Annotated in this window: 19 protein-coding genes; 8 read left to right on the plus strand and 11 right to left on the minus strand. The window is 60.9% G+C overall.

Annotation, left to right across the window (positions count from 1 at the left end; all coding sequences use genetic code 11):
• Nucleotides 1-236: 236 nt before the first annotated feature.
• A complete protein-coding gene (locus PKE98_RS26500; protein ID WP_271198488.1) occupies nucleotides 237-716 on the plus strand; it encodes an LEA/WHy family protein in 480 nt (159 codons plus the stop codon).
• A 2-nt stretch (nucleotides 717-718) separates the two neighbouring features.
• Here the strand turns inward: PKE98_RS26500 and PKE98_RS26505 are convergent, their stop codons facing one another.
• Both PKE98_RS26505 and PKE98_RS26510 read right to left on the minus strand, forming a co-directional pair.
• Entirely contained in the window at nucleotides 719-1,114 is a 396-nt protein-coding gene (locus PKE98_RS26505) for a transcriptional regulator (RefSeq protein ID WP_271198489.1), read from the minus strand.
• A 71-nt stretch (nucleotides 1,115-1,185) separates the two neighbouring features.
• Complete coding sequence (locus PKE98_RS26510; protein WP_271198491.1) at nucleotides 1,186-2,091, minus strand: YihY/virulence factor BrkB family protein; 906 nt, start codon at nucleotides 2,089-2,091, stop codon at nucleotides 1,186-1,188.
• Between the two features lie 183 nt (nucleotides 2,092-2,274).
• Between PKE98_RS26510 and PKE98_RS26515 the strand changes: the two genes are divergently transcribed.
• Nucleotides 2,275-2,616 (plus strand): zinc ribbon domain-containing protein YjdM, encoded by a 342-nt coding sequence (locus tag PKE98_RS26515; RefSeq protein ID WP_271198493.1) that lies wholly within the window; start codon nucleotides 2,275-2,277, stop codon nucleotides 2,614-2,616.
• 36 nt (nucleotides 2,617-2,652) lie between these two features.
• Here PKE98_RS26515 and PKE98_RS26520 read toward each other — a convergent pair whose 3' ends face one another.
• The 4 genes from PKE98_RS26520 to PKE98_RS26535 form a co-directional block, all read right to left on the minus strand.
• Nucleotides 2,653-3,732: a putative urea ABC transporter substrate-binding protein gene (locus PKE98_RS26520; protein WP_271198494.1), complete on the minus strand. Its 1,080-nt coding sequence runs from the start codon at nucleotides 3,730-3,732 to the stop codon at nucleotides 2,653-2,655.
• A gap of 42 nt (nucleotides 3,733-3,774) precedes the next feature.
• Entirely contained in the window at nucleotides 3,775-4,719 is a 945-nt protein-coding gene (locus tag PKE98_RS26525) for a hypothetical protein (RefSeq protein ID WP_271198495.1), read from the minus strand.
• A complete protein-coding gene (locus PKE98_RS26530; protein ID WP_271198496.1) occupies nucleotides 4,716-5,774 on the minus strand; it encodes an isopenicillin N synthase family dioxygenase in 1,059 nt (352 codons plus the stop codon). Before PKE98_RS26530 ends, PKE98_RS26525 begins: the two co-directional genes overlap by 4 nt.
• Nucleotides 5,775-6,079: 305 nt before the next feature.
• The gene (locus PKE98_RS26535) at nucleotides 6,080-6,871 is read right to left on the minus strand and encodes a hypothetical protein (RefSeq protein ID WP_373877922.1); all 792 of its coding nucleotides are present in this window, start codon (nucleotides 6,869-6,871) and stop codon (nucleotides 6,080-6,082) included.
• Nucleotides 6,872-7,164: 293 nt separating this feature from the next.
• On the opposite strand from PKE98_RS26535, the gene PKE98_RS26540 reads away from it, so the two are divergent.
• The 3 genes from PKE98_RS26540 (at nucleotide 7,165) to PKE98_RS26550 (ending at nucleotide 9,688) form a co-directional block, all read left to right on the plus strand.
• Nucleotides 7,165-8,172 carry a transporter gene (locus tag PKE98_RS26540; RefSeq protein ID WP_271198497.1) on the plus strand — a complete coding sequence of 336 codons (1,008 nt, stop codon included), beginning with the start codon at nucleotides 7,165-7,167 and terminating at the stop codon, nucleotides 8,170-8,172.
• Nucleotides 8,173-8,258: 86 nt separating this feature from the next.
• Nucleotides 8,259-9,170 (plus strand): polyphosphate kinase 2, encoded by a 912-nt coding sequence (gene ppk2, locus PKE98_RS26545; protein ID WP_271198498.1) that lies wholly within the window; start codon nucleotides 8,259-8,261, stop codon nucleotides 9,168-9,170.
• Between the two features lie 104 nt (nucleotides 9,171-9,274).
• The gene (locus PKE98_RS26550) at nucleotides 9,275-9,688 is read left to right on the plus strand and encodes a lysozyme inhibitor LprI family protein (protein WP_271198499.1); all 414 of its coding nucleotides are present in this window, start codon (nucleotides 9,275-9,277) and stop codon (nucleotides 9,686-9,688) included.
• Between the two features lie 70 nt (nucleotides 9,689-9,758).
• On the opposite strand, the gene PKE98_RS26555 is transcribed toward PKE98_RS26550, so the two are convergent.
• Genes PKE98_RS26555 through aptA form a run of 3 tightly spaced genes read right to left on the minus strand, consistent with a single transcriptional unit; the run spans nucleotide 9,759 to nucleotide 12,942 of the window.
• Entirely contained in the window at nucleotides 9,759-11,255 is a 1,497-nt protein-coding gene (locus tag PKE98_RS26555; RefSeq protein ID WP_271198500.1) for a CoA-acylating methylmalonate-semialdehyde dehydrogenase, read from the minus strand.
• A 49-nt stretch (nucleotides 11,256-11,304) separates the two neighbouring features.
• Nucleotides 11,305-11,592: a cupin domain-containing protein gene (locus tag PKE98_RS26560; RefSeq protein ID WP_271198501.1), complete on the minus strand. Its 288-nt coding sequence runs from the start codon at nucleotides 11,590-11,592 to the stop codon at nucleotides 11,305-11,307.
• A gap of 3 nt (nucleotides 11,593-11,595) precedes the next feature.
• Nucleotides 11,596-12,942, minus strand: a complete 1,347-nt coding sequence (aptA, locus tag PKE98_RS26565; protein WP_271198502.1) for an omega-aminotransferase AptA — start codon at nucleotides 12,940-12,942, stop codon at nucleotides 11,596-11,598.
• A 204-nt stretch (nucleotides 12,943-13,146) separates the two neighbouring features.
• Here aptA and PKE98_RS26570 point away from each other — a divergent pair, with 204 nt between their 5' ends.
• From PKE98_RS26570 to PKE98_RS26580, 3 genes are all read left to right on the plus strand, one after another.
• Entirely contained in the window at nucleotides 13,147-14,067 is a 921-nt protein-coding gene (locus PKE98_RS26570; protein WP_271198503.1) for a LysR family transcriptional regulator, read from the plus strand.
• A 265-nt stretch (nucleotides 14,068-14,332) separates the two neighbouring features.
• Entirely contained in the window at nucleotides 14,333-15,154 is an 822-nt protein-coding gene (locus PKE98_RS26575) for an outer membrane protein OmpK (protein ID WP_271198504.1), read from the plus strand.
• Between the two features lie 170 nt (nucleotides 15,155-15,324).
• Complete coding sequence (locus tag PKE98_RS26580; RefSeq protein ID WP_271198505.1) at nucleotides 15,325-16,698, plus strand: uracil-xanthine permease family protein; 1,374 nt, start codon at nucleotides 15,325-15,327, stop codon at nucleotides 16,696-16,698.
• A 137-nt stretch (nucleotides 16,699-16,835) separates the two neighbouring features.
• On the opposite strand, the gene PKE98_RS26585 is transcribed toward PKE98_RS26580, so the two are convergent.
• Nucleotides 16,836-17,780: a PDR/VanB family oxidoreductase gene (locus tag PKE98_RS26585; protein ID WP_271198506.1), complete on the minus strand. Its 945-nt coding sequence runs from the start codon at nucleotides 17,778-17,780 to the stop codon at nucleotides 16,836-16,838.
• Entirely contained in the window at nucleotides 17,777-19,213 is a 1,437-nt protein-coding gene (locus PKE98_RS26590) for an amidohydrolase family protein (protein WP_271198507.1), read from the minus strand. Before PKE98_RS26590 ends, PKE98_RS26585 begins: the two co-directional genes overlap by 4 nt.
• Nucleotides 19,214-19,400: the final 187 nt, after the last annotated feature.

The raw sequence follows: 19,400 nt of genomic DNA on the forward strand, positions 1-19,400 counted from the left end.
TTTGCAACCCCTTATTTTCAGCTAACTCATTGATTAACTTGAAGTTTTCGGAGCCTTCCGCGCCGGAAGTGGTGCGCATTATAAGCACCCATGAAATACCGTCAAGGCTTTATTGAAATGAATCTGAAATAAACGATTAGAGGGCACTAAATACCGAACGAGCGTGCCGCAACAGGCTCTTACGCAATGCCTTCTATATATAGAAGAGGTAATTCCCGCTTTATAAGGACGCCGCCATGACCCTATTTCCGCGCGCCCCCCGCACACTGACTGGCCTTGCGCTGCTCGCAAGCCTGAGCGCCTGCACCATGTTTGGCTCTAGAGAGGATGTGTATGTCGACCTGGTAGGTCTGGAGCCACTTCCCAGCCAGGAAATGGAAGCACGCTTCGCGGTGAAGCTGCGGGTGCAGAACCCGAATGAGACCGCCATCCGCTACGACGGCATCGCCCTGGAACTACGAGTGAACAACCGCCCGCTGGCCACCGGGGTCAGCGACGAAAGCGGAGAAGTACCGCGTTATGGCGAGAAGGTCATCAATGTGCCCGTCACCATTTCCGCCTTCTCGGTGCTGCGCCAAGCGTGGGGCGTAGCAGCCAGCGCGCCCTCCACCAGCCATGCCGCCGTGCCCTATGAGCTCAACGGCAAACTGGGCGGCCGACTTTGGGGAGCAGCGCGCTTTACCGATACCGGCGAACTGACATTGCCAGCGCAGTAGCCTTAGGCAATCGCAGCCTGTTTGGCCAGTTCGTCAAACACTTCTGGCTGCAGCGCTGCTTCGCCTTTTTCATCCAGCACTTCGCGAGGATGCTCGCTGCCCGGAATGCTGCTGTCCAACAGACTCAGCAGACTGGAGCCACGCATGGTAAGAACAAAGTTCTCGCCATTGCCGCCCTCTTCTTCGGGCCGCGGCTCGATAAAACCTTCCTTAAGTAGCAGCGCCTCGTAATCGCACGCCTCCACCTTCAAGGAGTCGACCTTATCGATCTGTACGCCTTCAGCCGTCTGGTCCGCGGCGAACTCGGCCGCGTACTCGCGCGGTTTGAAGGGCTTATAGGCGCCGTTCTGCACTTCATGAAGCAGACGTTCAATCAGGTCCCAGTTATAGGTAGCCATATTCTCAACCTCCAACGGACTGTTAGTGATGCCTCGAGGGCTCATCCTTCATAGATTGTGACCGGCCCAGACTAGGCCCGTTCAGGTTGTTTCGCCGGCACACCTTCTTCGGCCACCTTCTCGCCCGGTGACTTGCCGTCCCGCGCATGGTGTTCGATCACGGCATTGAGCTCCGCGCCGAACAGCAATACCGCCGAGGACAGATATAGATAGAAGAGAAAGATGATGATCGCGCCGATGCTGCCGTAGGTGGCGTTGTAGTTGGCGAAGTTCTGCGCGTAGTAACCAAACCCCAGCGACGCTGCAATCCAGCCCACCACGGCAACAACCGAGCCGGGCGTGATGAAACGAAACTCCTGCTTCACATCCGGCGCCAGGTAGTACACCGCCGCCACCACCGCCACCAGCATCAGGACGGCCACCGGCCAGCGCAGCCAGTTCCACAGCACCACGACGATTTGCTCGATGCCCAACTGATGAGCAAGCCAGTTCATCGCCTGCGGCCCAACCACCATCAACCCCGCCGCCATCAGCAACAGCACCGCCACGCCAACGATGTAGATCACCGACAGCGGAATACGCTTCCACGCTGGTCGGCCTTCCTCCACGCCGTACACCTGGTTCATCGCCTGCATGGTCGAGCGCACCGCAGCGGACGCCGTCCACAGCGCAACCAGAATACCGAAGGAAAACAAGCCCGCTTTCTGTGTTTGTAGATTGGTGATGGCAGGATTCACCAGTTCCATCGCGGCTTGAGGCAGCACCAGTTCAGCCTGCTGGCGTAGCCAATCGAAAAACGGCTCGATGTCCAGCACGCTAATAATGGCGATCAGGAACAACAGAAACGGAAACAGCGAAAAGAACAGCTGGAAGGCAAGTGCCGAAGCGTAGGTCGGCAGCTCGTCGTCCACGAAGTCGACCACTGTGCACTTGATGATTTCCTTGAAGGAAACGCCCCGCAAATCCGGCAAAAACATACCCGCTCCCCCGCCTGTGAACCGCCAGCAACGCCCGCGATATCGTCTGTCACCCAGAGTTATGAGCCCGGGGCGGGCGAATCGGTTCGTCTAAAATGTGCAGCGACCGGCCGCCACAGCTAAACGCCGGGAAAAACCCTATACACTATGCGGCCTTTTTACCGGTCTGAACCCGAGGTCCTTGTGAGCACGTTGCCACCCTGCCCCAAATGCAATTCCGAATTCACCTATGAAGACGGCCAGCAACTGGTCTGCCCGGAATGCGCCCACGAGTGGTCTGCCACAGCAGCAGTCGATGCGCGTGAAGGTGACAAGGTCATCAAGGATGCCGTCGGCAATGTGCTGCAAGACGGCGATTCGGTCAGCGTGATCAAAGACCTCAAGGTCAAAGGCACTTCGCTGGTGGTGAAAGTCGGCACCAAGGTGAAGAACATTCGCCTGTGCGACGGCGACCACGATATCGATTGCAAAATCGACGGTATCGGGCCGATGAAGCTCAAATCTGAATTCGTCAAGAAAGTCTGAAATTACGGGCCGGCGCCAGCCGGCCCGTTTCCCCGTTTACAGCTTTCCTTCCATCGCCAACTTCACATAGCTCGAATCAAACCGCAGTTTGATGTTCTTGCTGTCGCCCAGCGTAGAGCCATCCGGGAACTGCATCCCGACCTTGTCGGCATTCGCCGCGCCTTCGCCCAACAAGCCCTTCTCGAACGAGAAATTGCGCACCTTGTCCATGGTGGCGCTTAGCGTGGTCGAAGCATTGGCAAAGGTGTAGGCCGTTACCGGCGTATAGAACAGCTCGGTCTTGGTCAGTTGTGCATCGTAGCCCGCCAAGTCGGTGCCCGAGTGTTCGGCCATAAAGGTGCGCGCCGCTTTGCCTTGCTCGTTGTCCTGCTGCATCAGTTGCAGGGTTTCGAACCAGGCGCCGACCAGCGCTTTGCCCAGCGCCGGGTTGGCCGCCAGGGTGGCGCTGTTCACCGCCATCATGTCGATGATCTCGCCGGGAATTTCTTTGGAGGTAAATACTTCCCGGGCCGTGGGCGACTGTTTCATCACCATGCTCAGTTGCGGATTCCACAACGCCGCCGCCGTGACATCCGGGGTCATGAACGACGCCACGGCATCGGCGTCCGAGGTGTTCATCACGGTCACATCACGCTCGGCCAGACCGTGAATATCCAACGCCCGCGCCAGCAGGTAGTGGGACACCGACAACTCGACCAGATTGACCTGCTGCCCTTTGATGTCGGCAAACGTATTGCCGCTTTTCAGCACGATGGCATCGTTGCCGTTGGAGTAGTCGCCCAGAATCAGGCCGGTGGTGTCCACGCCATTGGCGGCAGGAATGGTCAGGGCGTCCATGTTGGTCATGCCGCAGGCATCAAACGCCCCCGCCGCGTACTGGTTGATCGACTCTATATAGTCGTTGAGCTGCACGACCTCGATCGAGATGCCGTACTTCTTCGCCCACTTATCCACAATGCCTTTCTCGGCCGCATAACCCCACGGCATCCAGCCCGAATAAATGGACCAGGCCACCTTGAAGCTGTCTTTCTTTTCCGCCGCGCTGATGTTGGCGGCCAGGCAGAACGTGGCCAACCCGACCAGGGCGAGTTTTTGTACGAGTGATGCACGCTTCATAAACACCTCATGGGCATTGGCTAATGGTTAGTGGTTGTTCGCTCAGCACAGCGGCTGGGTGTAACGGGCCAGGGTCGGCGACTCGCGCTCGAACCAAGCGGCTGCCCCAGGCGTAAAACCGGTGGCCTGGGCAAAGGGCAGCGTGATTTCCAGCGTGTCGATGGTGAACAGGCGCTCGCAGCGAATGCCGTCGACATCCAAGGTTTGCCGCACCCGGCCATCGGCCGCCAGGTACTCAAAGCCATCCAGCGCCAGCAGGTTCTGCCCCACTCGCGCGGGTTGGGTGGAGAGGTTCACCGTGAACCCTTCGACCAGCGACCCTTGCGCCACCGACGTTTCAAAATTGAACAGCCGCGCCAGCTGCGCGCCATCGCCCACCGCCGCAGCCACCAGGTCGCGCAATTGCGTACCGTCTGGCACGGCCAGCGGTTCGGCACGCCCCAGCACCAGCGCGGCGTAGTCACCACAAACAATCAAACCGCCGCCGCGGTGGCGCACTACAGCGCTTTCCACCTCGCGCTCCTCCAGCAACCGCAAGCCAATCAGCGGGCCGGGCGCAGAAGGTTGCAGGCGCCAGTCCTCCACATAAGCGCCGCTGGGTGCGAACTCGATCATGCAATTGCCAAATCGCTTCAGCTCGGCCGGCTCCGGCCAGCGGTTATGCAGTTGCAACGAGGTATCGCTGTGCCAACTGAGCATCGGCTCGCGCCACTCACTGAGCGCTTCCCAACCCTCGTAGTTGGCCAGTACCTGCAACTCCTCGGCGCTGTAGTCGGCCAGCGTCTTGGCGGCCACCTGGCGGTCTTGCAACGGCAGGCGCAGGTCGATGGTGAAGGTGCGGCTTTGCAGCCAGCACACATGGGTATGCAGATCGGTTTCGCCGTTGGCAAAGCTGATGGCGCGGCGTTTGTAGTAGCCCAGCATCCACTCCGGCACGCCCTGTTGCGGGCGGCGGGCGTGCTGAGCGAGCAGTTCGGCGAGGGTCATGGGCGCTGCTCCGCTGGCGTGTTTTGGTACCCGAACGAAGACAACCCCTTGGCGCCGTCGGGCAATTGCAGCTCACCGCTGGCCAGGCGTTTTTTCAGGTAGCTGAAGGTTTGCAGGGTTTGCGCGTACAGGTGCTCGCCACAGCAAACTGGCGTGTAGCGGCTTTGGGCTCCGGGTTCTAGCAAGCTGGGGACAGGTTCAATCAGGGTGTCGTAATCACAGGCGCAGAACAGCGGAAACGCATAGCGCTCCTCGGCCACCTTGCGCACGCGGTGCGAGGTGGCGACAAAGGCGCCGTTACTGAGCACCTCCATCATGTCGCCAATATTGATCACGACTGCGCCCGGCACCAGAGGCACTTCAATCCACTCACCCGCACCATTGAGCACCTGCAATCCCGGCGCCGTGGGCAACAGAATGGTGAAGCACTCGTAGTCGGTGTGGGCGCCGATGCCGGGGCGGTCTACCGGCGCGTCGGGGTTATACGGGTAGTGAATCAGCCGCAGCTGGCTGGGCGGCGTGCTGACATAGCGGGTGAACGCATCTTCGGCCAGCCCCAGGGCCAGGGCGAAACCGCGAAACAAGCGATTGCTGAGCGCCAGCGCGGCATCGTAGTAAGCCTTGATGTCTTCTTTGAAGCCGGGAAACGCCGGCCACTTGTTGGCCCCGAGCATGGGCCGGCGACGTTCCGGCTGCTGCAGGTCGAAGCCCACATCGTAGGCCTCCTTGTGATCCACCGTGCCCTCGACAAATTGCTCTTCGCCTTCGGGCACATAACCGCTGTGGTTACTCGATAGGCCAATGTAGTCGGCCATCTTCGCTGCCAGCGGTTGCTCGAAGTACGCGCGGCTGCGAGTGACCAGGCCATCGATCAGTGCCTGCGGCACGCCATGGCCGGTGACATACAGAAAGCCAGCATCGCGTGCGGCCTGGCCCAACTGCTCGGCCGTGTGCTGGCGCACGGTAAGGTCGTCGGCATACAGGCCGCTGATATCCACCAGCGGCAAGCTTTTAAACGCGGTATGGGAATTGGGTTTGCCAAGGTCTGACGCCACAGCAACCTCCTGATTAAAAAATCAAAACGTTACCTGGTCGTCCAGATTGAGCGATGGCGGCTGCCACCCCGGGTCGTCCCGGAAAGAGATGCCCTTGGGCAAGGGCGTTATGGAAGAAGCGATTTGCGTGCCAGGCGGCTCGCGACCGTCTATTTCGCGGTTGAGCGCCTATAGCGAAGAAAAAGCTGCCCCATCGTAGGGCGAATAGTGCGCAGCACTATCGGCCATCGGGCATCGGGACCGGCGAGACCTTCGGCGGATACCTACGGTATTCGCCCTACACCCGTCATGGGGGAGAGATAGGTTTACTGCACTGGCAAGAAATTCATAAACAACAACCCCTGTGCATAACTCACCCCCAACCGCCGGTAGCGCTCATCCAGCACATCGGTGAGCAAGTCCAGGCGCGCGACGATCTTGCCGAACTCCACGGCAAAACTCAGGTTGCGCACATCCGGCGACAACTCGTTGGAAAGCAGCCACGGGTTGCCTTTCAAATCGTTGCGACTGGCCAGCAGCCACGTGGCCTTCTCGATATTGCGCGCGGCGTTGTGGATAAATTGCGGGTCGAGTTCATCGGTCATATAGAACTCGGTGCGCCCGCCATGGGCGGTGATCAGCATGGTGCCCAGCGCATAGATAAACCCGCCTACGCGGTCGCCCTGGTAATCCACGCTCAAGGTGTAGCTCAGCGCCGCCACATCCTTGCGCTCGCCCAGCTCCGGCAACGGGCGGTTCTGCTCGATGGCCATTTGCACCTGCTGCTCGGCAGCTTCGAGGGTCGGCAAACCGGTTTTGCGCCACTCGCGCGGGTTGCGCCGGTAGAGCTTGTCCATCAGCCGGTAGAGGGTATTGAGGTTATTGCGCATGCCGATGGTGGCCATGCGGTCGGTGTGGGTCTGGAAGAATTCGGCGGGTTTTACCGCGCTTTTATTGCCCAGAATCGACTCATGGTCCTGGTGGGTCGCGCAGCCACTTAATGCCAGCACCAGCAGCCACAACAAGCCGCGCCGAACGCCGGCCTCGGTCAAAGGCTTGGCGTGTCGCCGGGTGGCAGTGGCAAGCAGGGTCATCCAATCCATGCGTCGTACAGTCATCCGTTCTGGTGCTGTGCAGTGCAACTCGCTTAAAGCTAGCAATAAAAATGCCGCGCCTGATCATTTTTCAGCCAGCGCCGCTACCCGTGTCGCATCACGGGCCTCAGGGTCTGACCGACAAGTCGCGCAGAGGTTGCGCAGCCTGCCCAATCGGCTGCCTTGAGCTTCACCGGCGCTGACTCGTTTCGGTCATCAATCAGCAATAAAAACTGCGCAAGCTGCCCTCTGGCCGCGCCCGCCACCAGGCCGCGGTTACCCCTACTCCCAGCGTTCTGTTACAGCAGCGAGCCGCCATGAACCACAGCATTGAAGTGCCAGACCTGTTCGGTCTGCTCTATGGCTTTCGTTTTCGCCCTGGCGAGCGCGGCGAAGAAATCGACTCCACCACCGCACTGCAATGGCTCAGGGCGCCGAGCGACAACGGCGAATTCGTGTGGCTGCACCTGAACCTCGCACATGCCGCGTGCGAGCGCTGGATGATGGCCAACCTCGACCTGCCGGAAAACTTCTTCGAAAGCCTGCGCGAAGGCTCGCGCTCCACCCGCCTGGAACATGTGGACGCCGCGCTACTGGCGGTGGTCAACGACGTGGTCTTCAACTTCGACATGGTCTCCACCGACATCTCCACCCTCTGGGTATGCGCCCGCAGCCGGCTGCTGGTCAGCGCGCGCCTGCAACCCTTGCGCTCGGTGGACAAACTTCGTTCCTCGGTCAAAAGCGGCGAACGCTTTCGCTCACCGCTTGAGTTGCTGATTCATCTGCTGCGCGACCAGGGCGACGTGCTCACCGGCATCGTGCGCGAAACCAGCATCAGCGTGGACGCCATCGAAGACCAATTGCTGGCCTCGCGCCTGAACGACAATCGCGCCGTTCTGGGTAACAAGCGCCGCGTGCTGGTCCGCCTGCAACGCCTGCTGGCACTGGAACCCAGCTCGCTGACGCGCCTGCTCAACCGCCCGCCCGGTTGGCTGCAAGACGACGACGTGCAGGAGCTGCGCGAAGCCACCGAGGACTTCACCCTGGTCATCAGCGACCTCACGGCCCTGGGCGAGCGCATCAAGCTGCTGCAGGAAGAGATCGTCGCCAAGCTCAACGAGCAAAGTAACCGCACCCTCTTTACCCTCACGGTGGTCACGGTGCTGGCCCTGCCCATCAATATCATCGCCGGTTTTTTCGGCATGAACGTCGGCGGCATTCCGCTGGCCAATGACGCCGAAGGTTTCTGGATTCTGGTGGCGCTGGTCGCCACCTTTACCGCGCTGGCCGGGCGCTGGGCCTTTCGCAAACGCAGCGACTACTGAGCTGTCATCCGCTTGCCACAGCCACGCTCTAGCATCGGCGCACAGGCAATCCAATCGCCACACTCCACCCCCTACAAGGTGCACAGATGACCAACGACCAGCTTCTGCAGCGCATCCACCGCGAGCTGCAAGACCACGGCGACGAAGAGCTTGAACTGGAACTGCTTGAAGACGGCCACGACCTCGACGAACTCTTTCAAGGCCGCCCCGACGACAGCGAAGCCAAACGCGCGCGCAAGCACTACTTCAGCGAGCTGTTCCGCCTGCAAGGCGAGCTGGTGAAGCTGCAAAGCTGGGTGGTGAAAACCGGCGCCAAGGTGGTGATTCTGTTCGAAGGCCGCGATGCCGCCGGCAAGGGTGGCGTGATCAAACGCATCACCCAGCGCCTCAACCCGCGCGTGTGCCGCGTCGCGGCCCTGCCCGCGCCGAACGACCGCGAACAAACCCAGTGGTATTTTCAGCGCTATGTTTCGCACCTGCCGGCGGCCGGGGAAATCGTGCTGTTCGACCGCAGCTGGTACAACCGCGCGGGCGTCGAGCGGGTAATGGGCTTTTGCAACGACGAGCAATACGAAGAATTCTTCCGCAGCGTGCCCGAGTTCGAACGCATGCTGGCCCGCTCCGGTATTCAGCTCATCAAATACTGGTTCTCCATCTCCGACAGCGAACAGCACCTGCGCTTTCTGGCGCGCATTCACGACCCGCTCAAGCAATGGAAACTCAGCCCCATGGACCTGGAGTCCCGCCGTCGTTGGGAGGCCTACACCAAGGCCAAGGAAATCATGCTCGAGCGCACCCATATCAAAGAAGCACCGTGGTGGGTGGTGCAAGCCGACGACAAGAAAAAGGCCCGGCTCAACTGCATCCACCACCTGCTCAGCCAGATGCCTTATGAAGAAGTGCAGCACCCGCAAGTGGAGCTGCCGCAGCGCATGCGCCATGACGACTACGTACGCAACCCCACACCATCGGACATCATCGTGCCGCAGGCGTATTAAGCCCTCGTTTCAACCCGCGCTCCCCCGCGTATTGCCGCCCTTTATGGGCGGTTTTTTTTGTTCAGAAAGAAGGCGTGTTGGCGAGTGGCTGCGAGGTGGGGGACGTGAATACGGACCTGCGCACCGAGGCGACTATGCTTTATCCGGTTGGCGCCTCTTGGAGTCTGGTGATGTCGATTCGTATGGTTCTGCTAGCTACTTGCCTATTGGCTGCACAGGCGCAGGCGGGGGCGTCTTATGAGGCCAGCAAGGCTGAGCTGGAGTCGTTGTATCAGCAGCTCAAAGATCATTGGCCCAGCAGCGATCTGCACCGTAAACGGCTGATCAACAGCCAACGCGCCTGGCACGCTTTCCGCGATGCCGAGTGTGAGTTCGTCTCGACCAATGAAGATCACACAAACCATATCGATACCTACGAGCAATGCACCCTGGCGTTAACCCTCGAGCGCCACCGTGCGCTGCAGCAGTATCTGCACTGTGTGAACAGCGGCTCGGAATGCGCTGTGGCTGCGCCTTGAACGCTTTCAAAAAAAGCGCCAATAAAAAAGGCCAGTCTCGCGACTGGCCTTTTCATACCGCCAAGACTGCTTAGCTATTGCTTGGGAAAGCGAACTGCGCAGCTTCGTGGGACGCGCGCTGCGGCCAACGTTGGGTGATGGCTTTGCGACGGGTGTAGAAGCGCACACCGTCCGGGCCGTAGGCGTGCAGGTCGCCGAACAGGGAGCGTTTCCAGCCGCCGAAGCTGTGGTACGCAACCGGTACAGGCAACGGTACGTTTACGCCCACCATGCCGACTTCGATCTCGTCGCAGAACAGACGCGCCGCTTCACCGTCACGGGTGAAGATGCAGGTGCCGTTGCCGTATTCGTGGTCGTTGATCAGCTGCATGGCTTCTTCCAGGCTGCCAACACGCACGATGCACAGCACGGGGCCGAAGATTTCGTCGGTGTAGATGGTCATGTCGGTTTTGACGTTGTCGAACAGGCTGCCGCCGAGGAAGAAGCCGTCTTCGTTGCCGGCTACTTTCAGGTTGCGACCATCCACCAGCAGCGAGGCGCCAGCAGCAACACCGGCGTCGATGTAACCCGCCACTTTGTCACGAGCAGCGGCGGTAACCAGCGGGCCCATGTCCAGGCCGCAGGAGGTGCCAGCGCCGATTTTCAGTGCCTGGATTTGCGGCACGATTTTTTGCACCAGCGCGTCAGCGATCTGGTCGCCCACACACACGGCCACCGAGATGGCCATGCAGCGCTCGCCGCACGAACCGTAAGCGGCACCCATCAGGGCGCTGACGGCGTTGTCCAGATCCGCATCGGGCATCAGTACGGCGTGGTTTTTTGCACCACCGAGCGCCTGAACGCGTTTGCCGCGCTTGGTGCCTTCGGAGTAGATGTATTCGGCAATCGGGGTCGAACCGACAAAACTCAGGGCTTTGACTTCCGGCGCTTCGATCAGCGCATCTACCGCTTCCTTGTCGCCGTGCACCACGTTCAGCACGCCTTTTGGCAGGCCAGCCTGGTTCAGCAGTTCAGCGATATACAGGGTGGAGCTTGGGTCACGTTCGGACGGCTTGAGGATAAAGCAGTTGCCGCACACGATGGCCAGCGGGTACATCCACAACGGCACCATGGCCGGGAAGTTGAACGGGGTGATACCGGCCACCACGCCCACCGGCTGGAAGTCGCTCCAGGCGTCGATGTTCGGGCCGACGTTGCGGCTGTATTCGCCTTTCAGAATTTCCGGGGCGGCACAGGCGTACTCGACGTTCTCGATACCGCGCTTGAGTTCACCGGCTGCGTCTTCCAGTGTTTTGCCGTGCTCTTCGCTGATCATCTGCGAGATTTTGGCTTCGTTCTGCTCCAGCAGTTGCTTGAAGCGAAACATCACCTGGGCGCGTTTGGCCGGTGGAGTGTTGCGCCAGGCCGGGAACGCGGCTTTGCCGGCATCGATGGCTTGCTGCACGGTGGCGCGGCTGGCCAACGGCACTTTATGGATGGCTTCGCCGGTGGACGGGTTGTACACGTCGGCAGTGCGACCGGTGTCGGCCACGAACTCGCCATTGATCAAATGCTGGATGGTGCTCATACAAAACTCCGTTATCGAATTCTGGGGCGCAGTAGCCTGCGCGCCGGGCTTACTTTATTTCGGTTTCGATGAAGACAATTTCGTGGTCACTGGCGTTGATCACATTGTGCTCAACGCCCGCCTTGCGAAAGTACGCCTGGCCTGCCACCAGGGGCGCATGTTTCTCGCCCTCCGGGGTTTCCAATAGCAGCAGGCCGTCAGTCATCGGCACCACGACATAGTCGTAGCCATGCAGGTGCTTGCCGGTTTCACTGCCGGGGGCAAAACGCCACTCGGTGACGATCACCTCGTCGTTATCCACCTGCACGGTGGGCACGGCTTGCACACGCTGGCTCATGGTTTAGTCCACGCTGTTGAGGGCATCGCCCACGGCGGAAAAGACGCGGTCGAGGTCTTCAACCTTGGCATTGAAGGTTGGCCCGAATTGCAGGGTGTCGCCGCCAAAGCGCACGTAGAAACCGGCTTTCCACAGTTTGATACCGGCCTCATACGGACGAATCACCGGGTCGCCATCACGCGGTGCCAGTTGAATGCCGCCGGCCAGGCCGCAGTTGCGGATGTCGACGATGTGCTTGGCGCCTTTCACGCCGTGCAGCAGCTTGGCGAAGTGCGGGGCCAGCTCAGCGGATTGCTGAATCAGGTTTTCGCGCTTAAGAATTTCCAGCGATGCCAGGCCAGCCGCGCACGCCACCGGGTGGGCCGAGTAGGTGTAGCCGTGGGTGAACTCGACCATATGCTCAGGCGATGGCTGGTTCATAAAGGTCTGGTAGATCTCGCGGCTGGCGATTACGGCGCCCAGGGGGACGGCACCGTTAGTGATCTGCTTGGCCACGTTCATGATGTCCGGCGTTACACCGAAGTATTCGGCGCCGGTCCATTTGCCCATGCGGCCGAACGCAGTGATCACTTCGTCGAAAATCAGCAGGATGTTGTGCTGGGTGCAGATTTCACGCAGACGTTGCAGGTAGCCAACCGGCGGCACGATCACACCAGCCGAACCGGACATCGGCTCGACGATCACCGCCGCGATGTTGGAAGCGTCGTGCAGCTCGATCAGCTTCAGCAGTTCGTTGGCCAGTTCCACGCCGCCGGTTTGTGCCGCGCCTTCGGTGAAGGCCAGGCCCGGTTGCAGGGTGTGCGGGAGGTGGTCGACGTCCATCAACTGGCCGTACATTTTACGGTTGCCGCCAATGCCGCCCAGGCTGGTGCCGGCGATGTTCACACCGTGGTAACCACGGGCACGGCCGATGAATTTGGTTTTGCTGGCCTGGCCTTTCAGGCGCCAGTAGGCCTTGGCCATTTTCACCGAGGTGTCGGCGCTCTCGGAGCCCGAACCGGTGAAGAACACATGCTTGAGGTCGCCAGGCATCAGGTCGACCATTTCTTCGGCCAGCTTGAACGACAGCGCGTGGCCGTGTTGGAAGCCTGGAGAATAGTCGAGCGTGCCCAGTTGCTTGCCGACCGCTTCAGCGATTTCCTTGCGCGAGTGGCCGGCGCCGCAGGTCCACAGACCCGACAGGCTGTCGTACACCTTGCGGCCCTGGTCGTCCACCAGCCAGCTGCCTTCGGCCGACACGATAAACCGTGGGTCACGCTGGAAGCTGCGGTTGGCGGTAAACGGCATCCAGTGCGCGTCCAGCTTGAGCTGGCTGGCCAAGGACGGTTCGGCGGTGTGCGGCATGTTCATTCGGGCCTCGCAAGGATCATTGTTATGTCAGTGACGGATGTGTAGGAGCCAGCTTGCTGGCGAATGCCGTTTCCAGGGTTCGCCAGCAAGCTGGCTCCTACAACAACGAAATTCGTGTGCAGTTAGCTTGCGAGCAAAGGTGCCATGGGCATAAAGTCTGAAAAACCCGATTCTTCTAATTTTCAGATTGGCTTTCACTAAACTATGAGCACCCGCCGCCCCGACCCTCTGGCACAAGTCAGTGACTTTGATATTCGTCTGCTGCGTATCTTTCGCAGCGTGGTGGAGTGCGGCGGCTTTTCGGCCGCCGAAAGTGTGCTGGGCATCGGCCGCTCGGCCATCAGCCAGCAGATGAGCGACCTGGAACAACGACTGGGCTTGCGCCTGTGTCAGCGCGGGCGCGCGGGCTTTGCCCTGACCGAGGAAGGCCGCGAGGTGTATCAGTCGTCGTTGCAGCTATTGAGTGCGCTGGAAAGTTTTCGCACCGAGGTCAACGGCCTGCACCAGCACCTGCGCGGCGAGCTGAACATCGGCCTCACCGACAACCTGGTGACCCTGCCGCACATGCGCATCACCAACGCCCTGGCCCAATTGAAAGAACGCGGCCCGGACGTACACATTCAAATCCGCATGACGCCGCCCAGCGAAGTCGAGCAAGGCGTGCTCGACGGCCGCCTGCATGTGGGCGTGGTGCCGCAGGCCACTACCTTGTCGGGCCTGGAGTACCAGCCGCTGTATGACGAACGCTCGCTCCTTTACTGCGCGGTCGGCCACCCGCTGTTTTACGCCGCCGACGACCAGCTCAGCGATGAGCGCCTGAATGTGCAGGACGCCATCGCCCCCACCTTCCGCCTGCCGCCCGAAATCCAGGCCCAGTACCAGGTGCTCAAAGCCACTGCCAGCGCCTCGGACCGTGAGGGCATGGCCTTTCTGATTCTCACCGGGCGCTATATCGGCTACCTGCCGGATCACTACGCCAGTTTCTGGGTCCAGCAGGGCCGCTTGCGCGCACTAAAACCCTCAAGCCGCTTTTATGACCTGAGCCTGGCTTCGGTCACCCGCAAAGGCCGACGCCCGCACCTGGTGCTGGAGAGCTTTCTCGAAGCGCTAGCCGCCACCACCTGAGCCGCCCTGCTTCGGTGCACGGCGGGCGCCACTACGATGCAGCGCCCGCGATTACGACCAACCGGTCATCCCCAAGGCTTGCCCGCCACCTTTCTTGCGGCGACTGTATGCACCCGCCGAGACAAGGCTTTCGCAGATTGCGCACAATTTTTTGCGAGAAATTTCCGGCGAAACTGATCACTTGGACAGAAACTTGCAAAGACGAGTACACCTGACCAAGCGGCCAGGAAAAACTAAAAACAGATTTGCCTTCCTGGGAGCACACATGAAATCCAAAGTCTCAAACCTGTTGCTTGCTGGCAGCCTGTTGTTGGGCGCTAGCGCCGCTCAGGCTGACGGTCCTCTGATCTGGCAAGACAACAGCGCCACCTACCTGTACGGCCGTGACTTCAAGGTCAACCCGGCCATTCAGCAAACCCTGTCGTTCGAACACGCGAGCGGCTGGACCTTCGGCGACCTGTTCGTGTTCTTCGACCAGATCAACTACAACGGCACCGAAGACTCCAACGCCGGCAAAAACACCTACTACGGTGAAGTGACCCCGCGTCTGTCGTTCAGCAAGATCTTCGATCAGAAAATCGAATTCGGTCCATTGAAAGACGTGCTGCTGGCCGGCACCTACGAGCGCGGTGAAAACCGCAACCAGAACTACCTGCTGGGCCCAGCGTTCGACTTCAACCTGCCGGGCTTCGACTACTTCCAGCTGAACTTCTACTACCGCAAACCCGACGGCATCACCAAGAACCCGGCCGGCCAGTGGCAGGTGACCCCGGTGTGGTCCTACACCATTGCGGTGGGCAATTCCGACATCCTTATCGACGGCTACATGGACTGGGTGTGGAACAACAAAGACGCCACCAGCAGCCGCCCGAACGATTTGCACGCCAACCTGCACTTCAACCCACAGATCAAATATGACCTGGGCAAAGCCATGGGCTGGACCGGCGTGAAACACGTCTACGTGGGTGTGGAATACGACTACTGGAAGAACAAGTACGCCATCGACAACGACAGCTTCCTGGGCGACGACATTTTGCGCGGCACCAACCAGAGCGCGATCAACGCCATCGTCAAAGTGCACCTGTAAGCACGACCGGCCCCTGCATGTTGGTGCAGGTGCCCCGCTTTACCGCTTCACGAGTACCTCCTTCTTTGCCCATTGCTGCCCCGCGCGCAATGGGCATTTTTTAGCGACACAGAATTCTGTAGCCCTGACTGACCACAGGGCCAACAAAACACCTTTGCTGAGACCGTGACATGCAGCCCGAATCCGACAGCAACACCGACCTGATCTATGGCCTGGAAGACCGCCCCGCGCCCATTCCGGCGTTTTTTGCCGCATTGCAACATGTGCTGGCCAGCTTCGTCGGCATCATCACCCCGCCGCTGGTGATCGGCTCGGTACTGGGCCTGGGCGCCCACCTGCCCTACCTGATCAGCATGGCCTTGATGGTGTCTGGCGTAGGCACCTTTATTCAGGCGCGCCGCCCCTTCGGCATCGGCGCCGGCATGATCTGCCTGCAGGGCACCAGCTTCGCCTTTCTCGGCGCCGTGCTGTCGGCCGGCTTTCTGGTAAAGAGCCGCGGCGGTAGCCCGGAAGATATTCTGGCGATGATTTTCGGCGTGTGCTTTTTCGGCGCTTTTGTGCAGATTGTTTTGAGCCGCATGCTCGGCCAAATGCGCCGCGTGATCACGCCGCTGGTGACTGGCATTGTCATTACGCTCATCGGCGTCAGCCTGATCAAGGTTGGCGTCACGGACCTGGGCGGCGGTTTCAACGCCCCGGACTTCGGTACCCCTGGCAACCTCGGCCTGGGCGCTCTGGTACTGCTGACCATCATTGTGCTGAACCGCTCCAGCCGCCCGTGGGTGCGCTTGTCGGCCATCATCATCGGCCTGGCCGTGGGCAGCATCGCCGCCTGGTTTACCGGCAAACTGGTGCCGCAACCGCTGCCGGATCTGCCGCTGATCAGCCTGCCGATTCCCTTCAAGTTCGGCTTCGCCTTCGACTGGACCGCCTTTATTCCGGTGGCCCTGATCTACGTGATCAGCACCATTGAAACCGTGGGCGACCTGACCGCCAACAGCATGCTTTCGCGCGAGCCCATCGAAGGCCCGCGCTACCTGGCCCGCCTCAAAGGCGGCGTACTGGGCGACGGCGCCAGCTGCATGATCGCCGCCACCTTCAGCGCCTTCCCCAACACCACGTTTGCACAGAACAACGGCGTGATTCAAATGACCGGCGTGGCCAGTCGTTATGTCGGCCTGTATATCGGCGTGGTGCTGTTTGCCTTGGGCCTGTTCCCCTTGCTGGGCGCGGTGCTGCAACAGATTCCGAAACCGGTATTGGGCGGCGCCACATTGGTGATGTTCGGTAGCGTGGCCGCTGCCGGTGTCCGCATCCTGGCGCAAAGCCCGCTGGACCGTCGCAGCATGCTGATCATGGCCGCCTCGTTTGGTGTGGGCCTGGGCATTGCGGCACAACCCACCCTGCTACACGAGATGCCAAAGCTGGTGCAAAACCTGTTTGATTCGGCAATTACCAGTGGCGGGTTGACCGCCATCATCCTCAATCTGGTGTTGCCGGAGGAGAAGAGCGAGCTGGTCGCGGCAGAAGGTGTGACCGAGTAAATATCCTGGCGATACCTGCCACCTACGAGGCACCTGGGTCCCGAGTCGTCGGACCGCAGCCTACACTGGGACGACGGAGATATTGCGAAGCCCACCGTCATCCCAGCGCAGGCTGGGATCCAGAATCTCGAAGGTGACTAAGCGTTCAGCTCCAACCTCCCCCCAGCACACCCCGACACACACGGCATGATCCACTGCCCACTCGCCCGCTCGGCATCACTCAGATACTGATCACGGTGCTCGACCTCACCGCTCACCACCCCAGTCATGCACGCCCCGCACATCCCCATGCCACACGACGTGGGAATACTGACGCCGGCCCGCTCCGCTGCCGCCACTAACGTCTCCCCTGCCTGCACCGTCACGCTTTTCCCGCTCCGCGCCAGCACCAGCTCAGTTGCCGGCGAGTCGCTAACGATCGAGGCCTGAAAGTGCTCCTGAAACAACGCGCTCGAAGGCCAGCCACGCTCGCCCGCCAGTTGCTGCACGCTGCTCATAAACCCATCCGGCCCACAGGTGTAGAGCTGGCTGTCGGGCTGCCAGGCGGGCAGATGTTGATCGAGATAAGCACCAACATCTGCCGCACACAATCCGCTGATCAGGCGCACCGCCGGGTCATCACGCAGTTGCTCGACAAACGCGCCATGCGCTGCGCTGCGGGAGAAATACAGCAACTGCACCGGCCGTTGCTGCGCGCGACATTGCCGGTACATGGCCAACAGCGGCGTTACGCCGATCCCTGCTGCCACCAGCAACACGGGACCATTGCCCGGCTGCAGCGGAAACAGATTGCGCGGCGCACTCACGCGCAGGCGATCACCCACGCGCAACTGCTGATGCAGCCACCGCGAACCGCCGCGCGAGTCGTCGGCATGTTTGATCGCCAACCGCACGCAGCCCTCATCGGCGAGGTTGGTCAGCGAATACTGGCGCACCACGCCGCTGCCGGTTTGCACATCCACATGGGCGCCCGGCTCCCAGCGGAAGGGCAACGGGCTGGCATCGGCCATACACAGTTCGACGGCCAGAATGCCTTCGGCCTCCTGGCGCAGGCCGCGGGCTTTCATTTCCACCCAGCTCATCGGCGCACCCCGGCTCGGCGCTGCAGATCGAGTACCGCAGCGCTGGCCTGACGGCTTAATTCCATCAGGTCCAGGCCCGGCACCTGGTCGTCCGCCACCACACGCCGACCGCCTACCAGCAGGGCACGCAAGCTCGCGCGGCCGCCACTGGCAACGGGGCCGATAGCCATATCGTGCAGGCCGAAATAACGCGGATCGTCGAGGCGGTAAATGGCAATGTCCGCCGCCTTGCCCACCGCCAACGTGCCCAGATCATCCAGGCCCAGCACCTGCGCGCCACCGGCCGTGCCCCAGCGCACCACGTCTTCGATGCTGGCGGCATCGGCGCCGCCTTCGAACTGGCCGCCAGCATATTTCGGCTGTGCCAATTCACCTTTGCGCGCCCGTTGCAGCAGCCAGGCGGCGTGGGTTTCCGAGAGCATATCGGCAGCCTCGTTGGAGGCCGCGCCGTCGACGCCAATGGAGATCGGCACGCCAGCCGCTTCCAGTGCCGGCAGGTTGGCAATGCCGCTGCCCAGGCGCCCGTTGCTTTGCGGGCAATGGGCAATGCCGGTGCCGGTCTGGCCGAGCAACTGGATTTCTTCGGGCAGCAATTTCACCAGATGGGCGAACCAGACATCCGGGCCGAGCCAGTCCTGCTCGGCGCAGAACTGCACCGGGGTCATGCCGAACTTGGCCTTGGCGGCATCCAGATAATCCACGGTTTCGGACAGATGACTGTGCATACGCAGCCCCAGCTTGCGCGCCACCTGGGCGGTCTCGCGCAGCTCGGCTGGTGTGGTGGAATGCAAGGTGGTGGTGGGCGCCATCACGACACGGCGAAAAGCGTTGGCTGCCGGGTCGTGGTACTGCGCGGTCAGGCGTTCGACATCGGCCAGATAGGCATCGAGCTTTTCCGGGCGCATGGCTTGCGGCAGGTCGGCCTCCAGTTGCCGGGTCTGGGTCGCGCCGCCACGGCACAGGACGAACCGCAGGCCCAGCGCGTCGGCTTCCTCGAACAGAATCGCGGCGCTGTCGAACGGCATGCCGGGGTAATACAGGTAATGGTGGTCGGCTACGGTGGCGCAGCCAGAGCGCACCAGTTCCAGTAAACCGATACGCACGGCCAGGCGAAAACTGTGTTCGTCGAAGGCCCCGCGAAAGCGGTAGGGCGTGGCGGCGAGCCACGGCGTGAGCGACTGGTTGAGGCCCTCGGGCTCGCCCTTGAGCAACGACTGAAACAGGTGGTGATGGGTGTTGATCCAGGCTGGATAAATCACACAATCGCGGGCATCGATCTGCGCCTCGCCGGGTTGCGGTTCGAGCTGGCCCATGGCGGTGATGCGGCCGTCGACAATGCGGATATCCGGGCCGGCATGACGAGCCTCGGCACCGTGTTTTCCGGTCAGGATGGCGCTGGCATTGCGGATCAGCCAGGTGGTGTGGGTGGTCATTTTGTCTCTCCTAACATCGCTTGGTGCGCGGAGCACACCCTACGGTTCGTTCGCCGTAGAGGCGCAAGCTGCTTGGCGTAGGGTGTGCTGTGTGTTCAGCCGGGGGACATGGTAAACACCTGTCGGGAGACATGGGTAACAGGTTGATGATCATGTTGCCCGCTGTCTCAGGTCTATCTGACGCAGT

The organism is Pseudomonas turukhanskensis, assembly GCF_027922365.1.
Lineage (GTDB): Bacteria > Pseudomonadota > Gammaproteobacteria > Pseudomonadales > Pseudomonadaceae > Aquipseudomonas > Aquipseudomonas turukhanskensis.